Genomic DNA, 21779 nt, shown 5'->3' with positions numbered 1-21779 from the left:
ATTTTATGTCTAGCACGGAGTAGTGGCGGTATCATTTGCACAGATGATACTTCCAGCAATCGCTTTACAACCTTTTTTGATGCGTGTGGCCTCATCAATAATCTGATCTATGTTTTCATAGTTTCGCTTGCTATTGGTTACAACGGCGATGGATACCGACACCAGAGGAATGGGCCGATTTAGCCCGGAACGTCCTTCCCCCAGAACATATTGATGATGCCAATCATGTTCGTTGTAAAATGTCTTTTTCATTTCCTCAAAACCTGAGATGACTTCCTCACTAATATATTTGTAATCATGGTGATTCAGGATCGTAATAAAATCATCACCACCGATATGTCCAAGAAAAGCTTCAGGGAGAACAAATAGCTTGCGAAGCAAGTTAGCTGTCGCCTGAATAAGCTGATCCCCCATTTTGAAGCCGTAGCTATCATTGTAGGATTTGAATTGATCGAGATCAACGTACAGTACGCTAAATTGGTCCATCTGAAGAGCCTGAGACAGCCTTTCATCTATGATATGATTACCAGGAAGACCAGTCAGCGGGTTCATAAAAATCGCCATTTCAGCCCGTACATCAGCAACAGCGAGTAGCAAACGCCGAATACTCACAGCTCCAAAGAAACTTTCTCCTGACGTGACCAACACAAGATCATATATATCCCCTTCATCTCGATCCATGGCTAGAACACTGACATCTGTAATCTGTTCCGAATAATCCACGACCAGTGCCTGCGTATTCATCACCAGTTCTACAGGACGTCCCATATACAGATTATAGCCATACTGGGTGCCAATCTGCTGAAAGAATCGGGGCCGCATCATTAATGACACATCCTTCTCCCCCATAACAGCTATACCTTCCAGACTAGGATTGGACTTGAAAAGATGATAGACGATATCACATTTTGTATCAGATTGTACTACAGGAATTGGTTCAGCAATCTCGCCTATTTGCGTAAACATACTATTCTACTCCTCTGTTCGTAGCATCTTATCCGAACTTTTTAAATATATATGTAGGTCTTTGTCAATGGTCACATCGTACCACTTTCTACTTGAAAAAGCGTTAACTGAGAGTAAAAGTTTATGAAATATTTCCTTTTCTAAACTTTGCTATAGTGAGCTTATTTTAATGCTTGATCTCAAAATTTTGAAGCAATCATGCAACACTAAATTTCATCATCATGTTCTGTGTTATTTCGTTATGCAAAAATACCGTCATTTACTGGATATCTTTAATCCAATAAATGACGGTATTCGTTGGCATATATTACAGAAGTTTATCGGCATGAAATGAACGAATTCAGATATAGGCCGCCAAAAATCCATTTGGCTAGAATCAAATTTGAATCCAAACTATACTTGCCAGCTCACTACTCCTGACCCTTTCAGCTTACCTTATGCTCAATTCTCAGCTTGTCAGCAACCATCGCGATGAACTCGGAGTTCGTCGGTTTAGACTTGCTGATGTTGATCGTATAACCAAACAAGTGGCTGATGCTGTCGATGTTACCGCGAGTCCATGCCACTTCAATGGCATGACGGATGGCACGTTCGACGCGGGACGGCGTGGTTTTGAATTTTTCGGCAATCGCCGGATACAGTGTTTTTGTGATGGCTCCCAAAATTTCGATATTGTTATACACCATCGTAATCGCTTCGCGCAAATACTGATATCCTTTAATATGCGCAGGAACGCCGATTTCATGTATGATGGACGTAATATTTGCATCCAGATTTTTGTGTTTGCCCATTGGCACAACATTGGATGATTTCATGAACATGGATGATCCGCTGCTTGTGGACATCGCCGTCTGTGTTCCCACCAGTTGACGCACACGATTCGCAAGCACTTCCATGTCAAACGGCTTAAGAATATAATAAGAAGCTCCGAGTTGCACGGCACGCTGTGTGATATTCTCTTGTCCGAATGCCGTAAGCATAATGACTTTAGGCTGTGGAGACAGGTTCAGGTCGCGCAAGCGCTCAAGCACACCCAGTCCGTCCAGGTGAGGCATGATAATATCCAGAATCAATACATCCGGCACATCCCGAGTTTGCTCCAGCAATTGCAGTACTTCTTCTCCATTGTATGCAATACCGGTTACTTCCATATCTTCCTGCTCAGATATATATTCGGCAAGCAAATTCGTAAATTCACGATTATCATCGGCCAGCAATACCTCAATTTTTTGCAAAACGGTATCCTCCTTTAAATTAAACATCGTTTCGTACATTTCCTTACACGTTTAATTTTCGACACAGCCAGTTAAATTCCTCCTGTCGAAAATTATTTTTCTTTATTTTTTTTTCTTGATCCTATATAATAAATAATTTATTTCATTATCCGATATATTATGTTTGCTTTCGACAAAAAAGAACCTCAGGGCTGTTTAGCCAGCCTTGAGGTTCTTATCGTTTTCCTTTTTCATCATAACGCCAGCATCTTGTAACATCCATTCAATGAAGCAACCGTAACCCGATTTTGGATCATTCACGAATACATGAGTAACCGCACCGATCAATTTACCATTTTGTACAATGGGGCTGCCACTCATCCCTTGAACGATACCTCCGGTCTTATCCAGCAGTTTCGGGTCCGTAATTCGAAGTACCAGACCTTTTGTTGCTGGTTCAGTTTGATCTGCCACATGAACAATGTCAATGGAGAAGCGTTCAACTTGTTGACCGTCAACCACGGTAAGTATTTCGGCCGGTCCTTCCTTTACTTCATGAGAAAAAGCGACGGGAATGCCTTTCGAATACAGACTGTGCTCAGGATTTCCGGACATTTTACCAAAGATACCAAAAGCCGTATTACGTTCAATATTGCCCAAAATTTTGCTTTCCTTGAGGAAATGAGCACGTTTTTCACCCGGATCACCGGTCTCACTTTTAGAAATGGACGTCACATTGGATTGAACGATCTGACCACTACCCACAACAATAGATGTCTGTGTGTTCATATCTGTAATGACATGGCCCAGTGCGCCATATACGCCCTGATCGGGTGCATAGAAGGTAAGTGTGCCAACACCGGCTGCAGAATCACGAATGTACAATCCAAGCCTCCACGCTTGATCCTCGGAGTCATACGCCGGAGTTAATCGTGTCTTCACCGTTTCCTTGCCCCGTTTTAACACAACATCAATACCTTTTTTACTTTTCCCTGCAAGTTCAACGGCTTCAGAGACACCTGCTACGCCATCCAGACGTTTTCCATCCATATGCGTAATCAGATCTCCGAGCTTAATGCCCGCTGTTTCTCCGGGCGATACACGCTCATCCTGACCGGAACGGACCAGATGATGTCCAACTACCAGAATGCCTGCCGATTTAACCTTGACGCCAATCGTTTGTCCCCCGGGTACAACACGCAAATCCGGTATCACATTCACATGAACTGTTTTGACCGGAATTTTACCCCACAACTTCAACGTTAATTTGGCATGTCCCGTCTGTTGAGGGTGAAGATGCAAAGGTTGTTGCCTGGTAACATGCATCGCTGCCTGATCATCCAAACCAACGATATCAGGACGATCTACAACGGCGCTTGAAGCAGCAGGTACAGCGAGCCGGACATCCGCTTGCCTGCCAGCAAACACCTGCAATTCATCCGGCAGTGAAGCATAACTTTGCACAGGCTGAATGGCCTGGCTAATCACACAAAGAAAGAAGGCAAATAAAAGACCTAGCAATTTCTTCCTGAGGGGGGAATTCAATGGCTGTCACACTCCCTTTGCTTCTTTCGCTTGACGAAAGGTGGTCGCCAATTGCGTACCTATAAGATAACCTCGCCCCCAGGCTTTTATTACTGTCAATCATTACGCCAGCCGTCCGTTTCACCCTTTTTTGGCTTCCGCCAAATTCAGCATTTCCTGTGCGTGATGCAGTGTTTTTTCTGTAATTTCCACGCCGCCCAACATACGTGCCAATTCCTTCACTCTGCCTTCGTCTGACAGCGATTCCACCTGCGTCATTGTCCGTCCATCGTAGACATGTTTCTCAATGAGATACTGATGATCTGCCATACAAGCCACTTGTGGTAAGTGCGTTATTGAGAAAACCTGACAAGTCGAAGACAAGCGGAACAGTTTTTCCGCAATGGATTGAGCTGCTCTACCGCTAACTCCGGTATCAACTTCATCAAAAATCAACACAGGTATCCGGTCATGTCGCGCAAAGATACTCTTCATCGCCAGCATCATTCTCGATAACTCACCACCTGAAGCAATCTTGCCAAGTGGTCTTAATGGCTCGCCCGGGTTCGGTGAGATTAGGAATTCCGCATTGTCCGCACCATGACGATTCAGACGAATACGACGTCCATTCCATTCAATCCCCTTTGGATCTTCGAAAGGAGTAATCTGAACACGCAGTGTAGTCCGCTCCATTTGCAGATCCTTGAGCTCGCTTTCCACCTGTGCAGCAAGTTCCTCGGCGCATTGTTTGCGAATCTTGCTGAGCTCTTCAGCAGACTCCATCACAAGGTTAAGCATTTTGTCACGTTCAGCTCGCAATTTCTCCAGCCGTTCGTCCTTGTTCTCCAGTTGGTCTGTTTCATGGCTAATCTGATCATAATAACTCAGAATAAGTTCAACACTGTCCCCGTATTTCCGTCTGAGGCCAGAAATCAGATTCAGCCTTTGCTCCACTTCTTCCAGCCTTGCCGGATTAAATTCAATCTTCTCCCGGTAATCCCTTAACTGAAATGTCGCATCTTCCAATTGATAAAATGCAGATTGCAGCTGTTCTACGATTGGTTGCAGTCCTTTGCTATCATATCCAGAAATGTCTTCAATTCTTGAGAGAGCAATGCTCACAGCTTCAAGTCCGCGTTGACCACTGAGCAGATCATATGCACCAGCAACACTGTCCATCATTTTCTCACTATGGGATAGTTTGACCCGTTCTTCCCCGAGTAATTCATCCTCGCCTTGTGTAAGGCTCGCTGCTGCGATCTCCTCAAGCTGAAAGCGATACATGTCCAAGAGTTGATATGCCCGCTGACTGGACTCCTGAAGGGCACGCAGTTCTTTTTCCGCCGTGATAAACTTGCTGTAGCGCTCCTGGTACTTCGCTTTGATCGGTCCGATGACTTCCGAGCCATAAGTATCGAGAAGCCCCAGATGGCTCTCAGCGCGTAGCAAACTCTGATGTTCATGTTGTCCATGAATATTGATCAGCTTCTCGCCTACTTCCCGTAGCATGGTCAGATTGACCAATTGCCCATTAATGCGGGACGTACTTTTCCCCTGCGTGTTCAGTTCACGTCGAATAACCAGATGCTCTTCAGGCTCACAATGGATACCCAGCTTCTCTAATGTCTGCCATACCGGATGACTCTGCTCCATCTCGAACAAGGCTTCCATCTCTGCCTTATCACAACCGTACCGGATCAAATCAGCTGAACTTCGTCCACCAGCAATTAAGCCAAGTGCATCTATAATAATCGACTTACCTGCACCCGTTTCCCCTGAAAGTACATGGAATCCCGGATGGAATACAACGTCCACTTCTTCCACCACAGCCAGATTACGAATCGATAACGTAACTAACATCTGCAAAAACACCTCCGGATGACTAACTCAGATATTATGTTTTTGAACCATTGATTCAAGAGGTTGTTCAAAAAGTCCGCTTTTGATTACGAAGGATGCCTGGTGGCATCATCAGCATCGAATATGGAATTCAGCCGAAATAAGTGGGATGCTTACGAAGTATGTTTCCTTCGGAAACATTGCAGTTGCTCACGTAGTTTCCCTACGCCCCGCTACTCCATTTCTAGCTTCATCCCATCTTCTCGGTACTGAAAACCAATCTTTTTGAACACGCACTTTAAGCAATATAACCCATGATTCGCTCAATAACGGTCACACTGTTACCTTCAGTCCGGCAGATAATCAGAATGGTGTCATCTCCACAGATCGTGCCCATGACTTCATTCCACTCAATATTATCAAGCAAAGCTGCAATGGAGTTGGCTGTTCCGGGCAAACATTTCATCACAACCAGATTGTTTGTGTGATCAATGTGCAAGAAGTTGTCAACGAGTGCACGCTTCAACTTTTGAATCGGATTATATCGTTGATCTGTCGGTAAAGAGTACTTGTATCTTCCGTCATCCATCGGAATCTTGATTAACAGAAGTTCCTTGATATCCCGAGATACCGTCGCTTGAGTCACCTGAAAACCTGATTTGCGCAGTGCTTCAACCAGATCATCCTGGGTCTCAATTTCATTTTGACTAATGATTTCACGAATCTTGATGTGCCTTTGTCCTTTCATATATGCCTCCAGTTAGATGTATTGCAATAAAGCAGCATTTGTAATTCGCCGCAGACTTTGCCCTGCAATGTTCATTCTTTTATATTAGTCCAGATCATCCCCATCATACACATCTTCCTGATAGTCCATGAGCCTGATTAACTTAATATCGGAATCCTCCACGTCAACATACAGCAATCCTTCACAGCCAGGATATAACAACAGATAATTGAGGAAGCGATCCCTTAGCGCAGGGCCGGTCATATCGATTGGCTGTCTGCGACGAGACGTTTTCACGAGGTATCTGAGATCCTCACGTTCTGCAACATAATCAATGAATAATCTGCTGTAATAAACGGATTCATTGGCCTCAAAAGCCAGAGGGACTTTCATTTTGCCACCGATAACTTCGTAGCCCTGTGCTTCAAGCAAATCCAAGGCCGGGGAATCTTGAATCTTCACGTTCAGTTGCATTCCAGACAAGCTTACCGGCGTCGGTCGGTTCACCCAATTACGCAAGCCAAAGAACAGCCACAAGATCAAACAGACAGCAAGTACACCTATAAAGATTGTGTCATATTGACCATCCATTATCGCTCACCTCGAAGACATATTCGAGGTTCAGTAATGATTTCCCTTTACGTCAATCACCTTTCCAGCGAAAAGAAACCCATCTTATGATGAGTTTCCCGTAAATGTATGAGCTGCTTCCTTTGCAACTTGCTCCGCAAGTGCGTCAAGTGAAGCTGGATCGATCTCTGGTTGTGTTGCCTCTGGTGCTTCCAGACGCCAATGTGCGAGAAATTCTATATTACCTTCTCCACCGGTTATCGGTGAAAAAGTTAAACTCTGCAGATGTAAACCAAGTTGACTGGAGAAATGAAGCATTGTCTGCAATACATCCTTGTGTACCTTCGTATCACGTACCACACCGGACTTGCCTACTTTTTCACGCCCTGCCTCAAATTGAGGTTTAATCAATGCAACGATATCTGCAGGTTGTTTCAAAAGAGCCAGAAGTGGCGGCAATATGATTCGCAGTGAAATGAACGACACATCAATGCTCGCAAAGTTCGGCACGGGTCCCGTCAGATCTTCAGGAGTCACATAGCGGAAATTAGTTCGTTCCATAACAGTAACTCGCTCATCATTACGCAAAGACCAGTCGAGCTGATTATAGCCCACATCAATAGCGTAGACGTGAGATGCGCCATGCTGAAGTGCACAATCCGTAAATCCACCGGTGGATGAACCAATGTCGAGCATGACAAGTCCATTCATATCAAGGTCGAAATGACGGATCGCTTTTTCGAGCTTCAATCCGCCTCTGCCGACGTAGGGATGTACCGAGCCTTTAACTTTCAGCTCGGCTTCCCTTGGAATTTTCATGCCCGCCTTTTCGATCGGCTCATTATTGGCATATACCAGTCCAGCCATGATTGCAGCTTTTGCCTTCTCACGACTTTCATAATAGCCCTGCTCAACCAGCAGAACATCAATTCGTTCTTTCGGGAGTGACATGTCTGTCTCCTATCATGTAAATTTACGAAGGAAAACGTGTTTTGGGTATGCCGTAAGATGATTGAACAGCCATCTTGCGCAGTTCAGCACATACATTTTCAACGGTAAGACCCACTTCCTCACGTTGTTCCTTAATACTGCCATGCTCGATGAAGCGATCCGGAATCCCCATCAATTGTACATGAACATCATGCAGTCCCTGCTCTGCATAAAACTCCAGAACTGCACTACCCATGCTACCTGCTTGAGATGTTTCTTCAAGTACAATCAATTTGGTGCCTCGAACAGCTAAATCACGCAACATTTGCTCGTCAAGAGGTTTCAGGAAGCGAGCGTTGATTACGCCTGCTGTGATACCTTCCCGCTTCACCATCTCTGCTGCTTCTTCTGCAAGCTGCACCATCGAACCTGAAGCGATGACAGCATATCCCTCGGATGGACGCAGTTGCTCCCATGATCCGATTGGAATCGGAACAAGTACATCATCCAAAGGTACACCGACCACATTGTTTCGTGGATAACGGTAAGCAATTGGACCTTCATTATAATCAAGCGCCGTTTTCATCATATGACGCAATTCATTTTCGTCTTTTGGCATCATCAGAACGATATTTGGAATATGGCGCATAAATGCCACATCGTATACCCCTTGATGTGTTTCCCCATCCGGACCAACAAACCCCGCACGGTCAATAGCAAACATCACGTTGGCGTTATGACGGCAAATATCATGTACAATCTGATCATAAGCACGTTGCATAAACGTAGAATACACGGCAAAGACCGGCTTCAAACCTTCCATAGCCAGTGCAGCACACATGGTCGCCGCGTGCTGTTCTGCAATACCTACGTCAATCATGCGATCGGGAAATTCCTTACTGAACGGAATAAGACCTGATCCTGTAGGCATTGCTGGCGTTACCGCTACGACCCGCTTATCCTGCTTCGCAAGATCAATTAACGTTTGACCAAACACTTCCGTGTACATCGGTTTTCCGACTGCCTTCAGCACTTGACCGGATTCAATTTTGTACGGAGAAATCCCGTGCCACTTGTGCGAATCGGCTTCTGCTGGCTGATAACCTTTGCCTTTGGTCGTGAGCACGTGAACGAGTACAGGACCATCAACGTTATCTGCCTGTTTGAAGGTTTCGATCAATTTGGGAATATCGTGCCCATCAATCGGTCCCAAATACGTGAAGCCCAGTTCTTCGAAAAGAACACCTGGTACCATCATATATTTGACACTATCTTTGATCCAGCTTGCCGATTTGGCCAAACGGTCCCCAATAGCTGGAATTTTTTTAAGCATCCCCTCGACATCATCTTTTGCTTTCAGATAATGACGATCCGAACGAATCTTGCTCAAATATTTATGCATGGCCCCAACGTTTGGAGCAATGGACATTTCATTATCATTCAGAATAACCATCAGTTTTCTCTGCTCATGACCAATATGATTGAGAGCCTCAAAAGCCATACCACCTGTAAGCGCTCCATCACCAATCATCGCGATGACTTGGTTGTCCTCACCTTTCAGATCACGTGCAAGGGCCATCCCCATCGCAGCGGACAATGAAGTACTGCTGTGTCCAGCTTCCCATACATCATGTTCACTTTCGTTGCGTTTGACAAACCCGCACAGACCGTTATGTTGACGCAATGTATCAAAGCGATCCATACGTCCTGTCAGGACTTTATGCACATAAGCCTGATGCCCTACATCAAAAATCATTTTGTCTGCTGGACTGTTATAACAGTAATGCAGGGCTACCGTGAGCTCAACCACGCCTAAGTTGGGTGCGAGATGCCCACCTGTAACAGACAGTTTCTCAATCAGAAACTGCCGGATCTCTGCCGACAAAAGGGCAAGATCATCCTGAGACATCGACTTTAGATCACTGGGTTGTTTAATTTGTGGAAGCAGCACGAGAATCTCCCCGCTTTCCTAGATTGTTTAGTTATTGTTGTAAATCGATATATACATTATGAATCAAATGACATTAAATCATTATAACATAAAAGAACAAGAATCATAATTTACTGCACTATACTCCCGATAACGAGCATTCTCGCCAGCAAGTTATTTAAAATTCTTCTCCATATGTATTCACGCATCCACTCGGGACAGACTTTTTCCATCCACTCGGAAAAAGAACATTACATTCATTACACGGTTACATAGATTTTGAAACAGACCGCTCCGTCAGAATCTAATGGTCACGACTCATCAGGTAATCTGCAATTTCCAACAATCTGGATGCATCAGGTAACTCGGCTCTTTCAAGTGCGTCTTTTGCAGATTGGGTAAGGGATTTCACTTCATCTACAGAAGCCTCCATGCCAATAAAATAAGGATATGTTACCTTCTGTTGATTCACATCGCTCTGTGTTTTCTTGCCCATCTTCTGCTCGTCACCCGTCAGGTCGAGAATATCATCCTGAATCTGAAATGCCAGCCCCAGATCACGGCCAAACACACGTAAGGCTTCCAATTGTCCTTCCGTTGCTCCACCAATTCGTGCTCCAGCAATGAGTGAGAAAACAATCAGATCACCCGTTTTGTGCAAATGGATATATTGGAGCTGTGAAAGATCGGTCATGCCTTGCTCGCCTTCCATATCCGCGACTTGGCCGCCGACCATACCTCTTGCTCCAGCAAGTTCGGACATGTCCTCTACGATGGACAGCAACGCATCTGCCGCTACACCGCTACGGCGTCCAGCTTGAACAATGCTATAAAAAGCATGGGTTAACAGCGCATCGCCTGCCAATATGGCTGTTGCCTCACCATATACCTTATGATTCGTTAATTTTCCCCTGCGGTAATCATCATTATCCATAGCAGGCAGGTCGTCGTGGATCAGTGAATACGTATGAACCATCTCCACGGCGCAGGCTACCGGCATTGCAGCTGTACGCTGTGCACCGAAGGCTTCCGCCGCAGCAACGACCAGAAGAGGACGAAGGCGTTTGCCTCCGGCCATGAGTGAGTACTGCATCGCATCCGTCAACGATTGGGGTACATCCCAGTGATCGGGAAGCGTGTGTTTCAACGCTTCTGTCACCGCAGCTGTGACCTCTTCGAGGTACACTTGAAACGAAGGACGATTACTCATGGACTTCACCGCTCTCATCGTCAGCAGTTCCGAAAGGCTTCTTGCGAAGCTCTCCATCTTCTTCTACGATCATCTCGATCTTGCGTTCCACTTGTTCCAGCTTAAGACCGCAAAGTTGCGAAAGTTTCATCCCGCGTTGAAACAGATCGATGGCCTGTTCCAACGGAACATCACCATGTTCCAGCTGACCTACGATGTCTTCCAATGCCGCCATTGCCTCTTCAAAATTCAATTCCGGTTCATTCGCCATGGGTATTGTCGTCCTCCTTCATTCCCCAAACCTGACAGTCCAGCTGTCCGTCTGTTAATTTAATCTTAATTGAATCTCCAGGCTGTACATCTTTCGTTGACTTGATCAATCGCTGTTCCTGCTCGTCATAGACAAGGCTGTATCCCCGTGACATGACTTTGAGTGGGCTAAGCGCATCCAGATGCCGCACAGATGATTTCCACTGTTGCTGCTTCGATCTGGCTATAGACCTGATCGCAAGTTCCAGTTGTCTGCGTGCTGCCGCATTCTCACGGCGTGCTACATTGACCTGCTCACGAGGATTGAATCGTTGCAGTGCTGCCCGCAGACGCTCCTGCTTCTCTCCTGTCCATTTCATACGTGTATCGACTGTTCTCAAAAGACGTTGGTGCATCATATCCAGTCGTTCCGTGTGCTGCATCAAGGTACGTCTTGGATGCACCAGCACTGGCGAACGCTGTAATCTTGCGAGCCGTTCACGTTTATGTACAGCACGCTGACGTAAGCTGTGCTGTAACTGGCGCTGACGTTGTCCGATCTGATCAAGCAACTCAGCTCTATTAGGTACAGCTAATTCAGCAGCTGCTGTAGGTGTAGCCGCACGCAAATCGGCTGCAAAATCAGCAATAGTGAAGTCCGTTTCGTGCCCAACCGCAGAAATGACAGGAATATCCGAAGCAACTATTGCTCTTGCCACAATCTCCTCGTTAAAGGCCCACAACTCCTCCAGTGAACCGCCTCCGCGTCCAACGATAAGTACATCGGCTTCTCCCATCCGGTTCAGGTTGCCAATCGCTTTGACAATGGAAGGTGCTGCACCCTTCCCTTGAACCAGAACAGGATATAAAACAACTTTGGCAGAAGGGTATCTGCGCTGGAGTGTGATCATAATGTCTCGCACCGCCGCTCCTGTCGGTGAAGTTACAACCCCGATGGTCTGTGGATAACGAGGGATCTGTCTTTTTCGAGAAGGTGAAAATAACCCTTCATCCTCAAGCTTTTTCTTCAGCTGTTCGTAAGCCAGATACAGACTTCCAATTCCGTCCGGCTGCATATGGGTAGCATAGAATTGATACTGCCCATCCCGTTCATACACCGAGACATTACCACGGGCAATAACCCTTGCACCCTCCTTCGGTACAAAGGGTAATCGCTGGTTATGGGACGCAAACATAATTGACTTGATCCGGCTGTCCTTGTCCTTCAATGTAAAATACATATGGCCGCTGGAGTGATGTGTGAAATTCGAAATCTCCCCGCGCAGCCAGACGTCCGACAGGACCTGATCCGATTCCAGTTTCATCCGGATGTATCGGTTCAGGTCTTTGATGGAGTAGATCTTTTGATCTGCCACAGACAAAACCCTAGGCCAATCCGTGAGCGCGCTTGGCAGCGATCAATGTATTTTGCATCAGCATTGTGATTGTCATCGGACCAACACCGCCAGGAACGGGTGTAATTGGACCAGAAACTTCTTTCACACTCTCGAAATCAACGTCTCCTGCCAGTTTGCCATTATCCAAACGGTTCATGCCGACATCGATAACAACAGCACCTGGTTTCACAAAATCAGCATCCACAAAATTAGCACGGCCGATGGCTACAACTAAAATGTCCGCCTGACGTGTAATTTCTTTCATGTTGGCTGTACGGGAATGACACATGGTTACCGTCGCATTCTCACGTTGGAGCAACAGCGATACCGGTTTGCCAACGATGTTGCTTCTTCCGATAACCACTGCATGTTTACCGGACATTTCCAGTCCAGTACGTTTGATCAGTTCAATTACACCCGCTGGGGTACATGGAAGCAGACTATCGTCTCCAATTACGAGATTACCAACATTGACTGGATGGAATCCGTCTACGTCTTTATCCACGGCAATCGCATTAATAACCGCTTTCTCTTCGATGTGTTTAGGTAGTGGAAGTTGAACCAAAATTCCGTTAATGGATTGTTGATTGTTCAGCTTGTCCACCAGCGCAAGCAGATCTTCTTGGGACGTATCTGCATCCAAGCGATGCACTTCGGAGTAGAAACCGAGGTCGTGACATGCTTTTTCTTTATTACGCACATATACTTGGGATGCCGGATCTTCCCCGACGAGCACAACAGCCAGACCAGGTACTACCCCCTGTTCGCTAAGCTGTTTTACTTCTGTTGTCATGCTTGCGCGGATCTCTTGGGATACTTCTTTACCGTTAATAATAGATGCTGTCATTGTACTCTCTCTCCCTTATGTGAATATAAATTTAGAGGTTGTTCAAAAAGCCCGCTTTTGATTACGAAGGATACTGAAAACCGGTCTTTTTGAACACACACTATAATTAATCATAACTTAAGATAATTTTGCTTTAATCGCGTCAACTTCCTGAATCATGCGTCCAAGTACACCATTGACGAACTTGCCGGATTCTTCTGTACCAAAATATTTGGACAGTTCAATCGCTTCATTGACCGATACCTTTGCCGGAATGTCATCACGAAACACCATTTCATACGTTGACAGTCGTAGAATCTGGCGATCTACACGTGATAGACGGCTGATCTGCCAACCTTTCAAATAATCCACAAGCAGCCCGTCAATGGCTTCCTTATTGTTCCAAGCTCCTTGTACGATCTCAGTAACATAAGTACGCATTACATCTGCATCACGGATAACCACTTCGGTTTCATTATCTTCAGCAGCTTCATTGATCAACATGTTCACAGCTTCTGCTGCACCTACCTCATTCATTTCCATCTGATACAGACTTTGTACTGCAATTTCCCTTGCCAAACGTCTTTTCATGTCCTGCCTCCTGCAGCGCTCCGTCTGGAGCGTCATCATGCTTATTTTATAATCCATGCATCCATCTCATCAAATCCTGTATCGGTTAGAACAATGGCTTACACAGTATTGTTATTGTTATCCCTTTTCACAAAAAAACCTGCAATACGTTTCCTCCAAAAAACGGGCAACCTAAACTACAGTTCTATTTTCGGAAGAAACATATTGCAGGGTTCAGGTAGGTCACTTAAACGGACGCCAGCGATCGCCCAGCCATTGTCCCCACTCCCTCCAGGGAATGGACGAACCCAGCTTCGAATCGCTTCGTCTGCCTAACGTATAACCGATGAACACCAAGAGTGCAAAGAACAACATATCCCAAAAACCGATCCATACATAAAGAAATCCAAAAAAGATGCCGCCGATAATTCCGGTAATTCGGCCTCTGTGACTATCCCAAATCTCTTTCCACAGCATCAGTGAAACTCACCTCATTCCACTCGACTCTTGTAGTTAGGCGACTGGGTTACATTAGCGATATACACCGTGACAAAAGAAACCGGGATGCCCGTAATCTCTTGCACATGATCATGTATCGCCTTTTGCAGATCAGAAGTCAGCGCAGGAATAGGTGTCTCACCATCCACTACTGCACGGATCATAATCTCCAGTCCTGACTCAACCACACGTATGCGTGCCTTGACATCACGTACTCCCCGGAAACGGGAAGTTGCCTTCAAACAGAGATTCTCAATCGTCTCCATCGAAATCTGTACATCACCAAACTCAGTACGTTGATCTACAGACGGCAACGATGCACGCTCACGCCGAACCGAGATGTAGAAAAATCGCAAACTCAGGATAAACAAAATCGCTGCTGCAATAACCGACGCAACAATAACGTTCTGTTCCTGCTGGTAATTCAATTCGTAAGGCAGCACACCGCTAATCAGAAGAATGACGGCTGCCGATATTGCTCCAACGCTTATGCTGTATATAAACAACAGAAGCCGATCCAGTATTTTAGCCACGAACTGCACAGCCTCCCTTGCTCACTAACATGACTTAACCTGTTCACTAGCAAAAAATCAGATCCTCATTTAGCTTTCGCTATAATGAAGACCTGTCCAAGACGGGATAACCCCCGGCAGATGATGCCGGGGGAATCTGTCTTCTTTTATTTTACGCGCTGACTGTTCAGGTCGATCTCTTCCACTTTCTCGGTGCTCTTGAACTGAACGTCATGAATGTGCACATTCACTTCATTCACATTCAATCCTGTCATGTTCTCGATGGAACGTTTCACGTTCTGTTGAATCTCCGTAGCTACTTGTGGCAGACGGTATCCGTACTCGATAATTACGGAAACATCAACTGCAGCTTCACGTTGGCCCACTTCAACTTTAACGCCTTTGGAAAGGTTTTTGCGACCAAGCAATTCAGCAAATCCGCCAGCGAATCCGCCACTCATGCCTGCAACACCTTTCACTTCAAGGGTCGCCAATCCAGCAATCACTTCAATAACTTCAGGTGCGATCTGGATTTCACCGATATCCGTTCGTTCAAATTCAGTCGGTAGTGTACTCATAACTGTTCAACACACCTTTCGCGAGATAAGTTTGCGGCCATCCGTCAGGGCGCTGGACTCAGGTTAATCAACCTTCAGAACCCTTCCGGTCCGGCTTTACCGGAACTCCTGCAAACATCCGCGAGGTGCGGGCTTATCCTTTGCAGGAGACATGCGCTCTTATTATTCATACTATATCATTTGGGCTACATTATGACAAACAAGCCCAATATACCTTTTAAATCTCGTTTTCCTCAAGAAATTTGATATCAAAGTCACCGCGAATGAACGTTGGGTGCTCCAGCAATTTCTGATGGAAAGGAATAGTTGTAGATATGCCTTCAATCGCAAATTCCCCAAGCGCACGTTTCATCTTGGCAATCGCCTCTTCACGATTCGCTCCCCACACGATCAATTTTGCGATCATGGAGTCATAGAAAGGTGAAATGGTATAACCCGGATAAGCAGCACTATCTACACGAACGCCAGGTCCTCCCGGTGCAAGGTAGAATCCGATTTTGCCTGGTGATGGCATAAAGTTACGGTCCGGATCTTCTGCATTGATACGACATTCAATGGACCAGCCATTGATAACCACGTCTTCCTGACGGAATGAGAGTGGGTTGCCTTCAGCTACCGAGATCATCTCACGGATCAGATCCACGCCCGTAACCATCTCAGTCACCGGGTGCTCTACCTGAATACGCGTATTCATCTCCATGAAATAGAACTCGCCATTCGGGCTGAGCAGGAACTCCAATGTACCCGCTCCCGAGTAATCCACAGCAAGGGCAGCCCGTACCGCAGCTTCACCCATCAGTGTGCGCACATCTTCGGAGAGAATCGGACACGGAGCTTCTTCTACCAATTTCTGGCGACGACGCTGAACCGAGCAATCACGCTCTCCCAAATGTGCTGCATTTCCGTGTTTATCAGCAATGATCTGAATTTCCACGTGTTTCATACCTGTCAGGAATTTCTCCAGATATACACCTGCATTGCCAAATGCCTTCTGTGCTTCCTGCTGAGCAGCGGTAATCTGCTTAATCAGCGTTTCTTCATCTTCGGCAATACGAATTCCCTTACCTCCGCCACCAGCAGTAGCTTTGATAATGATAGGATATCCGATATCTCTAGCAATCATGATGGCTTCATCCATATTTTCAACAAGGCCGTCTGATCCAGGAATAACAGGTACTCCTGCATCTTTCATCGTCTGTTTGGCAACAGCCTTGTCTCCCATTTTGGTAATGGCTTCGGGTGAAGGCCCGATGAATGTAATATTGCAAGACTCACAAATTTCCGCAAAATCAGCATTCTCCGCCAAAAAACCGTATCCAGGGTGGATTGCATCACATTCCGTCAGCGTAGCTACACTCATCAGGTTTGTGAAGTTGAGGTAACTGTCCTTAGACAGTGTCGGTCCGATACAATAAGCCTCATCTGCAAGACGAACATGCAGAGAATCCTTGTCCGCTTCCGAGTAGACGGCTACCGTTGAGATACCGATTTCACGGCAGGCACGAATAATACGTACCGCAATCTCTCCACGGTTCGCAATCAGTATTTTTTGAAATTTCATTTCGTTTTGTCCTCCTTCGAAGCTCATGCGGTTAGCTGTTAACCAGCTATAACGGTTATTCCGGTTTCACCAGGAAAAGGGGCTGCCCATACTCGACCAGCTGTCCGTTCTCAACCAGCACTTCAACGATTTCTCCCTTGATGTCCGCATCAAGCTCGTTCATCAGCTTCATAGCTTCGATGATACATACCGTTGTTTTCTCAACAACTTTATCACCAGCGCTCACAAAAGGACCCGCTTCCGGCGAGGAAGCTCTGTAAAAAGTACCTACCATCGGAGATACAATTTTATGTAAATGACTTGTAGTATCGACCTGCGGTGCAGCTTCACTTACCACTGCTGCCGGCTGTACTTGCGGAGCAGCAATCATTTGCGGTTGCACAGCAGCTGCTTGAACATACTCCGTTTTGCCCGGTTTGCGGATTGATAACCGTGATCCTTCATTTTCAATTTCCAACTCTTGAACGGAACTTTCATCTACCAGTTTAATCAGTTCTTTGATTTCACTCAATTTAAACATTTCCATTATTCACTCCTTCGGCATCATGCCAGTCTCACTAGGACGGTCATATGGCTTTATGTATTATATCATAATCATTAAAAATGGAAAGAGCCCGAGAGTACAACCAGCTCCCGGGACTGCATTTCCATGATTTGGATTACTGTTCTGTGACGTATTGCACGCTGATTTTGTTCTGTGAAACCGCCAATTCTTTCATGACCAGATCTACAATGGATACCGCCTGTTTTACATCCAGTTTGTCACTGAGGACCACAACTTTATACTTGTCGGCATCTTCTTGAACGATCGCATTAGCGAACTGTTGAGAGAGCGTCTCCTCAATGCCAGTGATTTTAGCTTCTTTTTCTTCCAGTGTACGGAGTTGCTCGGTTGCTTTGGCATTCTCCTCTGGCGTTTTGCTCAGATCACCTGCCACGGTCATCAGTTCCTCATACTTACGATTGTTGCTTTCCTCACGTTGCCACTGGTAGTTCTGGAACTGGCTGCTCGCAGATGCTGTCGTATTCTGCTCTTCCATTTCCTTGAGGACTTCCTCATCTGTCTTGGTTGCAGTGCCGCCTGCCTGACCGTCTGTCTCCGGTGTAGTTGTTGCGCCTTTGTCGGTCTCTTTGTTGGTTTCTTTGCCTGTCTCACCCTTATTTTCGCCTGGTTCGACAGCAGGTGTTTTCTCTGTATTTCCAGCTTCTTTACCTTCCGTAGCCGATGGTTCCTCCACAGCGCCAGCCGCACTTGGATCACTTTCAACTTCGCCGCTATTCACCACTTCATTTACAACCAAACCTTCTGTAGGATCAAGAATGCCTGCCGTCTCCTTTGCTTCCCCCTGCTTGATTCCATCCACTTGCTGACTGTCAGCCACCGGCGCGTTGACTGGACCGGAATCCTCAGTGAACAGATAATACGCGGACAAAATGACCATCAGACTCAGCATGGAAACGAGCCATACCGTTTGACGTTTGTTATTCATTAGAACTTCCTCCTCAAATTGGCTTCAATCTTATGAGAATTGAATCTTGTGATTCAACACATCAGATTAGTCTTGTTTGCGCGGTACAACTGAGATCCGGTAGGCTGCCACATTCAGTCCTTTTTCCACAGCATCGGTTATCAGGTCCTTCACAACCTTGTTCTCTGCACCCCTCGCAACCACAAGCACCCCACGGATCTGCGGTTTGAGCTTTTTGGTCACTATAGGTGTCTGATCCCCTGCTATTTCGTAAGTAATAATCTCGCCATCACGGGTATATTGCGTCATATGCCGTTTGCCCCCGCTAGCATCGGTTTCTTCGGTAAGTTGCTGAGAATCCTTCACGTTCCGCTGAACGACCAATTCTTCTGTGGAATCCACGGTAACCATCACATCAACCGTTCCCACACCAACAATGTTTTCCAGCACACCTTTGATTTTGTCTTCAAATGCAATTTCGATCGCCTGAAAAGGATTCTGTTCCGACGGATCACTCTGTATGGATGCCATGGATGTTGCCGGGTCCGGTGGTTCCCGACCGATATTTTCGGAATCAATTTTTTTGACATTGACGAAGGAATTGAACAGCATGATTCCCACCCCGATCAAACCCAGGATAATCAGCCAGCGGAAGGTTTGACTTCGCCTTGCCCCACCCTCTCCGCCACCCATCCAGGTTTCCATCTTTTTGAACCATTGTTTCATCGGACACCCTCCTTCTCAGAGCACTTCAGCACTTTTTGGTTCTGTCACTTGAACGTTGTTTGCATCAACATCCCACTTTTCAGTCAACAATGTAATAATCTGCACCGCATGTTCGGACCTTGTGGATGTCTCACCTTGCTGCTTCGTCTCATCTGCTTGATCACGTATAACAGGCTCCGAAGACGCTTCATTTCCATCACGTTGCCCTCTACTCACATCAATCTGAACATCAGGCACTTCAATCTGACCGATCTGGATGGGCTGCTGTATTTGATGTGATTTATCCTTCTCGACTTCTGTGTCTGTTCCAAATATGGGTTGTGTGTTAGCGGCGACTTCTTGCTGCCCTGCCTTCACTTCTCCTTCTACACCCTCTCCGGCCATCTCGACCAACACACGCTGGATCACAGGCAGTTCGACTGATGAGGCAGCTTCCATCTCCGTTTCATATTTACTCATGGTCAGCTGTACCTCTACGGACCGCACCTTGGCTCCTGTTGTTTCTTCAATCTGACCTTTCATGACATTAGCCAGTTCTTTGGCTGTCCATTGTAAGGATTGTTCCTGTTCATTGGATTGTAGCCGTTTGCCCTGAGCTAATATCTGTTCGAGTGTCGCATTCCCATTCGATGGAGCATCCATTGCAGACATTGCCCGTTTCAGTTCGCCAACCGGATCACTTTTGAGCAGCTTGGTTATGGGTGATAAAAGGGTCAGCAGGATGAGAAGGCTCAGCACAAGCTTGACATAACGTTCCATGGATCGATTGGGCAACAACATATCCACAAAAGTCGCCAGCAGAACGATCATAATCAATTCCTGGAGCCAGTTGCTCAGCCACCCCATCCTTTCCACCCCCTTTCTTGCCAACATACATTCAGCGCATCATGACAGTCAGATTGCCCGCGGTCAGCAAGATGGTAATGGCCAGGAAAAACATCAGCCCGACGGCTGCCAGCGCCGCAAATACGTAGATCATGCTCTTGCCGATGGCCTGGAGGCATCCTACAATCGGGGTGTCTCCTAGCGGTTGCATAATGGCACCAGTTACGTTGTATATCAAGGCAAGAGCCAGAATCTTGAGTGCCGGAAAGGCACATAGAAACAAAATGATGATCACTCCGGTGAGTCCAATTGCATTTTTGACAAGTAAAGAAGCTGTAATTACAGTATCCGTCGCATCCGCAAATGTTCTGCCCACGACAGGGACAAAGTTGCCTGCGATGTATTTGGCGGCCTTCAGGCTAACTCCATCCGCTACGGAGCCCGATGCTCCCTGAACCGAGATTACACCCAAAAACATCGTCAGCAGGATACCCAGCAGTGCCACACTAATATTGCGCAGGAGGTCTGCCAGCTGTGTCAGCTTGTACTTGTCAGACAATGAACTGACGAGATGCAGAACAGCTGAGAAGAAGAGTAACGGGAATACCAGCAAGTGAATCAACGTACTCACCAGATGAATCATGAAAATGATGAGTGGATGTGTCACCGAGACGGTGATGACATTACCCATGGACGCAAGCAGTGTGAATAACAAGGGAACCATGGCCATCATGAAGTTGATCATGCCGGTTATGGCATCCTTAGCATATCCAATCGCCACACTGAAGCTGTTAATCGCAATAATGATGATGACCATATAACAGATGGAATAGGCGATTTTGCTAATATTATTTTTCTCAAATGCGGTCTGAAGTGTCTCCAGAATCATGCTGAGTACACTTAACATCACAATCGTGACCAGAAGTTTGCCATTATATAAAATTTCATGCAGCATGAAGGTTCCTATCGCTACAAACACCGATTTCAGGCTGAACCCTTCATTGCCGGGGATTAACATATCCATGAAGGAAGGGGTCTTCCCATCCGGGAAGAAACCACCGTATTGTTGCATCAGTTGATCCCAGTATTTCTCCACCTGATCCTTGGGAAGGTGATCGGCCTGCTGCTCCATCCACTCACCGGAAGGCGAGGTTGCAGTAACCTGTCCCAGGATACCAAACAGAAAACAGAGCATCAGCACAACCGTAAGGCGCCACTGCGGCTTAAGATGCATTGATTTCATATGAAGTCCGCACGCCCTTTCTACACCGGCATCAGCTTCATGACGGTTTCGATAATAATGCTGATGATCGGTATAGCAAGTACAAGGATCAGTACCTTACCAGCCAATTCGATCTTGGACGCAATGCTTTCTTGACCTGCATCCCTGACAATCTGTGCGCCAAATTCAGCGATGTACGCTATTCCAATAATTTTCAGCACCGTTTTCAGATAAATACTTTCCATGCCTGAATTCTCGGCAAGCCGCTTCAACACTTCGATGACTGCTCCGATTTTGCCAATCAACAACATGAAGATGACAATGCCGGTTGCGGCAGCAATCAGAAAGGCAAACATCGGTTTCTGTTCCTTAATGACCAGAATAAGCACTGTTGCGATGAGCGCCAAACCTACAACTTGGATAATTTCCACAGGTCACCACCATCCGGCTTCATGAC

General features: G+C 46.2%; 23 protein-coding genes. All 23 read right to left on the bottom strand.

Features of this window, described 5'->3' with window-relative positions; all coding sequences use genetic code 11:
• Positions 1-9 precede the first annotated feature (9 nt).
• The 23 genes from MKY28_RS06480 to spoIIIAD all read right to left on the bottom strand — a co-directional run bounded on the left by MKY28_RS06480 (position 10) and on the right by spoIIIAD (position 21753).
• Positions 10-966 (bottom strand): GGDEF domain-containing protein, encoded by a 957-nt coding sequence (locus MKY28_RS06480; RefSeq protein WP_340030810.1) that lies wholly within the window; start codon positions 964-966, stop codon positions 10-12.
• Between the two features lie 425 nt (positions 967-1391).
• Complete coding sequence (gene spo0A / locus MKY28_RS06475; protein WP_036614349.1) at positions 1392-2201, bottom strand: sporulation transcription factor Spo0A; 810 nt, start codon at positions 2199-2201, stop codon at positions 1392-1394.
• 195 nt (positions 2202-2396) lie between these two features.
• Positions 2397-3725 carry a SpoIVB peptidase gene (gene spoIVB, locus MKY28_RS06470; protein ID WP_036614352.1) on the bottom strand — a complete coding sequence of 443 codons (1329 nt, stop codon included), beginning with the start codon at positions 3723-3725 and terminating at the stop codon, positions 2397-2399.
• A gap of 120 nt (positions 3726-3845) precedes the next feature.
• A complete protein-coding gene (recN, locus tag MKY28_RS06465) occupies positions 3846-5564 on the bottom strand; it encodes a DNA repair protein RecN (RefSeq protein WP_338706492.1) in 1719 nt (572 codons plus the stop codon).
• Between the two features lie 277 nt (positions 5565-5841).
• Complete coding sequence (gene ahrC, locus MKY28_RS06460) at positions 5842-6291, bottom strand: transcriptional regulator AhrC/ArgR (protein WP_017687604.1); 450 nt, start codon at positions 6289-6291, stop codon at positions 5842-5844.
• An 84-nt stretch (positions 6292-6375) separates the two neighbouring features.
• The gene (locus tag MKY28_RS06455) at positions 6376-6861 is read right to left on the bottom strand and encodes a hypothetical protein (protein WP_036614357.1); all 486 of its coding nucleotides are present in this window, start codon (positions 6859-6861) and stop codon (positions 6376-6378) included.
• An 84-nt stretch (positions 6862-6945) separates the two neighbouring features.
• A complete protein-coding gene (locus MKY28_RS06450) occupies positions 6946-7791 on the bottom strand; it encodes a TlyA family RNA methyltransferase (protein ID WP_036614359.1) in 846 nt (281 codons plus the stop codon).
• 22 nt (positions 7792-7813) lie between these two features.
• Positions 7814-9721 carry a 1-deoxy-D-xylulose-5-phosphate synthase gene (gene dxs, locus MKY28_RS06445; RefSeq protein ID WP_036614362.1) on the bottom strand — a complete coding sequence of 636 codons (1908 nt, stop codon included), beginning with the start codon at positions 9719-9721 and terminating at the stop codon, positions 7814-7816.
• Between the two features lie 283 nt (positions 9722-10004).
• A complete protein-coding gene (locus MKY28_RS06440; RefSeq protein ID WP_083669823.1) occupies positions 10005-10928 on the bottom strand; it encodes a polyprenyl synthetase family protein in 924 nt (307 codons plus the stop codon).
• Positions 10903-11160: an exodeoxyribonuclease VII small subunit gene (gene xseB / locus MKY28_RS06435; RefSeq protein WP_017687599.1), complete on the bottom strand. Its 258-nt coding sequence runs from the start codon at positions 11158-11160 to the stop codon at positions 10903-10905. Before xseB ends, MKY28_RS06440 begins: the two co-directional genes overlap by 26 nt.
• Positions 11150-12514 (bottom strand): exodeoxyribonuclease VII large subunit, encoded by a 1365-nt coding sequence (gene xseA, locus MKY28_RS06430; protein WP_076327959.1) that lies wholly within the window; start codon positions 12512-12514, stop codon positions 11150-11152. Before xseA ends, xseB begins: the two co-directional genes overlap by 11 nt.
• 10 nt (positions 12515-12524) lie before the next feature.
• Positions 12525-13382, bottom strand: coding sequence for a bifunctional methylenetetrahydrofolate dehydrogenase/methenyltetrahydrofolate cyclohydrolase FolD (folD, locus tag MKY28_RS06425; protein ID WP_340030811.1), 858 nt, complete (start codon positions 13380-13382; stop codon positions 12525-12527).
• A gap of 117 nt (positions 13383-13499) precedes the next feature.
• Positions 13500-13952, bottom strand: coding sequence for a transcription antitermination factor NusB (gene nusB, locus MKY28_RS06420; RefSeq protein ID WP_017687596.1), 453 nt, complete (start codon positions 13950-13952; stop codon positions 13500-13502).
• Positions 13953-14174: 222 nt separating this feature from the next.
• Positions 14175-14408, bottom strand: a complete 234-nt coding sequence (locus tag MKY28_RS06415) for a DUF2273 domain-containing protein (RefSeq protein WP_017687595.1) — start codon at positions 14406-14408, stop codon at positions 14175-14177.
• 14 nt (positions 14409-14422) lie between these two features.
• On the bottom strand, positions 14423-14962 hold the full coding sequence (amaP, locus tag MKY28_RS06410; protein WP_017687594.1) for an alkaline shock response membrane anchor protein AmaP: 540 nt from the start codon (positions 14960-14962) through the stop codon (positions 14423-14425).
• A gap of 146 nt (positions 14963-15108) precedes the next feature.
• Positions 15109-15519 (bottom strand): Asp23/Gls24 family envelope stress response protein, encoded by a 411-nt coding sequence (locus MKY28_RS06405; protein ID WP_017687593.1) that lies wholly within the window; start codon positions 15517-15519, stop codon positions 15109-15111.
• A 217-nt stretch (positions 15520-15736) separates the two neighbouring features.
• Complete coding sequence (gene accC, locus MKY28_RS06400; RefSeq protein WP_036614375.1) at positions 15737-17080, bottom strand: acetyl-CoA carboxylase biotin carboxylase subunit; 1344 nt, start codon at positions 17078-17080, stop codon at positions 15737-15739.
• Between the two features lie 55 nt (positions 17081-17135).
• Entirely contained in the window at positions 17136-17600 is a 465-nt protein-coding gene (accB, locus tag MKY28_RS06395) for an acetyl-CoA carboxylase biotin carboxyl carrier protein (RefSeq protein ID WP_036614903.1), read from the bottom strand.
• Between the two features lie 139 nt (positions 17601-17739).
• Entirely contained in the window at positions 17740-18570 is an 831-nt protein-coding gene (locus tag MKY28_RS06390; RefSeq protein WP_036674997.1) for a SpoIIIAH-like family protein, read from the bottom strand.
• Between the two features lie 66 nt (positions 18571-18636).
• Positions 18637-19275: a stage III sporulation protein AG gene (gene spoIIIAG, locus MKY28_RS06385; RefSeq protein WP_036614381.1), complete on the bottom strand. Its 639-nt coding sequence runs from the start codon at positions 19273-19275 to the stop codon at positions 18637-18639.
• A 15-nt stretch (positions 19276-19290) separates the two neighbouring features.
• Complete coding sequence (gene spoIIIAF, locus MKY28_RS06380; RefSeq protein WP_036674995.1) at positions 19291-20121, bottom strand: stage III sporulation protein AF; 831 nt, start codon at positions 20119-20121, stop codon at positions 19291-19293.
• 31 nt (positions 20122-20152) lie between these two features.
• The gene (gene spoIIIAE / locus MKY28_RS06375; protein WP_370511423.1) at positions 20153-21295 is read right to left on the bottom strand and encodes a stage III sporulation protein AE; all 1143 of its coding nucleotides are present in this window, start codon (positions 21293-21295) and stop codon (positions 20153-20155) included.
• Positions 21296-21363: 68 nt separating this feature from the next.
• Complete coding sequence (spoIIIAD, locus tag MKY28_RS06370) at positions 21364-21753, bottom strand: stage III sporulation protein AD (protein ID WP_017687586.1); 390 nt, start codon at positions 21751-21753, stop codon at positions 21364-21366.
• Between the last annotated feature and the right edge of the window lie 26 nt (positions 21754-21779).

It is taken from the genome of Paenibacillus sp. FSL R5-0473, assembly GCF_038004565.1.
GTDB classification, from domain to species: Bacteria; Bacillota; Bacilli; order Paenibacillales; family Paenibacillaceae; genus Paenibacillus; species Paenibacillus amylolyticus.
This window is presented reverse-complemented; position numbering and strand designations above follow the sequence as displayed.

Coding starts and splice junctions, on each gene's coding strand:
- MKY28_RS06455 (WP_036614357.1), bottom strand. CDS start 6,861: ATGGATGGTCAATATGACACAATCTTTATAGGTGTACTTGCTGTCTGT.
- spoIIIAG (WP_036614381.1), bottom strand. CDS start 19,275: ATGAAACAATGGTTCAAAAAGATGGAAACCTGGATGGGTGGCGGAGAG.
- MKY28_RS06480 (WP_340030810.1), bottom strand. CDS start 966: ATGTTTACGCAAATAGGCGAGATTGCTGAACCAATTCCTGTAGTACAA.
- MKY28_RS06390 (WP_036674997.1), bottom strand. CDS start 18,570: ATGAATAACAAACGTCAAACGGTATGGCTCGTTTCCATGCTGAGTCTG.
- MKY28_RS06405 (WP_017687593.1), bottom strand. CDS start 15,519: ATGAGTACACTACCGACTGAATTTGAACGAACGGATATCGGTGAAATC.
- MKY28_RS06415 (WP_017687595.1), bottom strand. CDS start 14,408: ATGCTGTGGAAAGAGATTTGGGATAGTCACAGAGGCCGAATTACCGGA.
- accC (WP_036614375.1), bottom strand. CDS start 17,080: ATGAAATTTCAAAAAATACTGATTGCGAACCGTGGAGAGATTGCGGTA.
- MKY28_RS06440 (WP_083669823.1), bottom strand. CDS start 10,928: ATGAGAGCGGTGAAGTCCATGAGTAATCGTCCTTCGTTTCAAGTGTAC.
- xseB (WP_017687599.1), bottom strand. CDS start 11,160: ATGGCGAATGAACCGGAATTGAATTTTGAAGAGGCAATGGCGGCATTG.
- accB (WP_036614903.1), bottom strand. CDS start 17,600: ATGTTTAAATTGAGTGAAATCAAAGAACTGATTAAACTGGTAGATGAA.
- ahrC (WP_017687604.1), bottom strand. CDS start 6,291: ATGAAAGGACAAAGGCACATCAAGATTCGTGAAATCATTAGTCAAAAT.
- nusB (WP_017687596.1), bottom strand. CDS start 13,952: ATGAAAAGACGTTTGGCAAGGGAAATTGCAGTACAAAGTCTGTATCAG.
- MKY28_RS06450 (WP_036614359.1), bottom strand. CDS start 7,791: ATGTCACTCCCGAAAGAACGAATTGATGTTCTGCTGGTTGAGCAGGGC.
- spoIIIAE (WP_370511423.1), bottom strand. CDS start 21,295: ATGCTCTGTTTTCTGTTTGGTATCCTGGGACAGGTTACTGCAACCTCG.
- recN (WP_338706492.1), bottom strand. CDS start 5,564: ATGTTAGTTACGTTATCGATTCGTAATCTGGCTGTGGTGGAAGAAGTG.
- folD (WP_340030811.1), bottom strand. CDS start 13,382: ATGACAGCATCTATTATTAACGGTAAAGAAGTATCCCAAGAGATCCGC.
- spoIIIAF (WP_036674995.1), bottom strand. CDS start 20,121: ATGGGGTGGCTGAGCAACTGGCTCCAGGAATTGATTATGATCGTTCTG.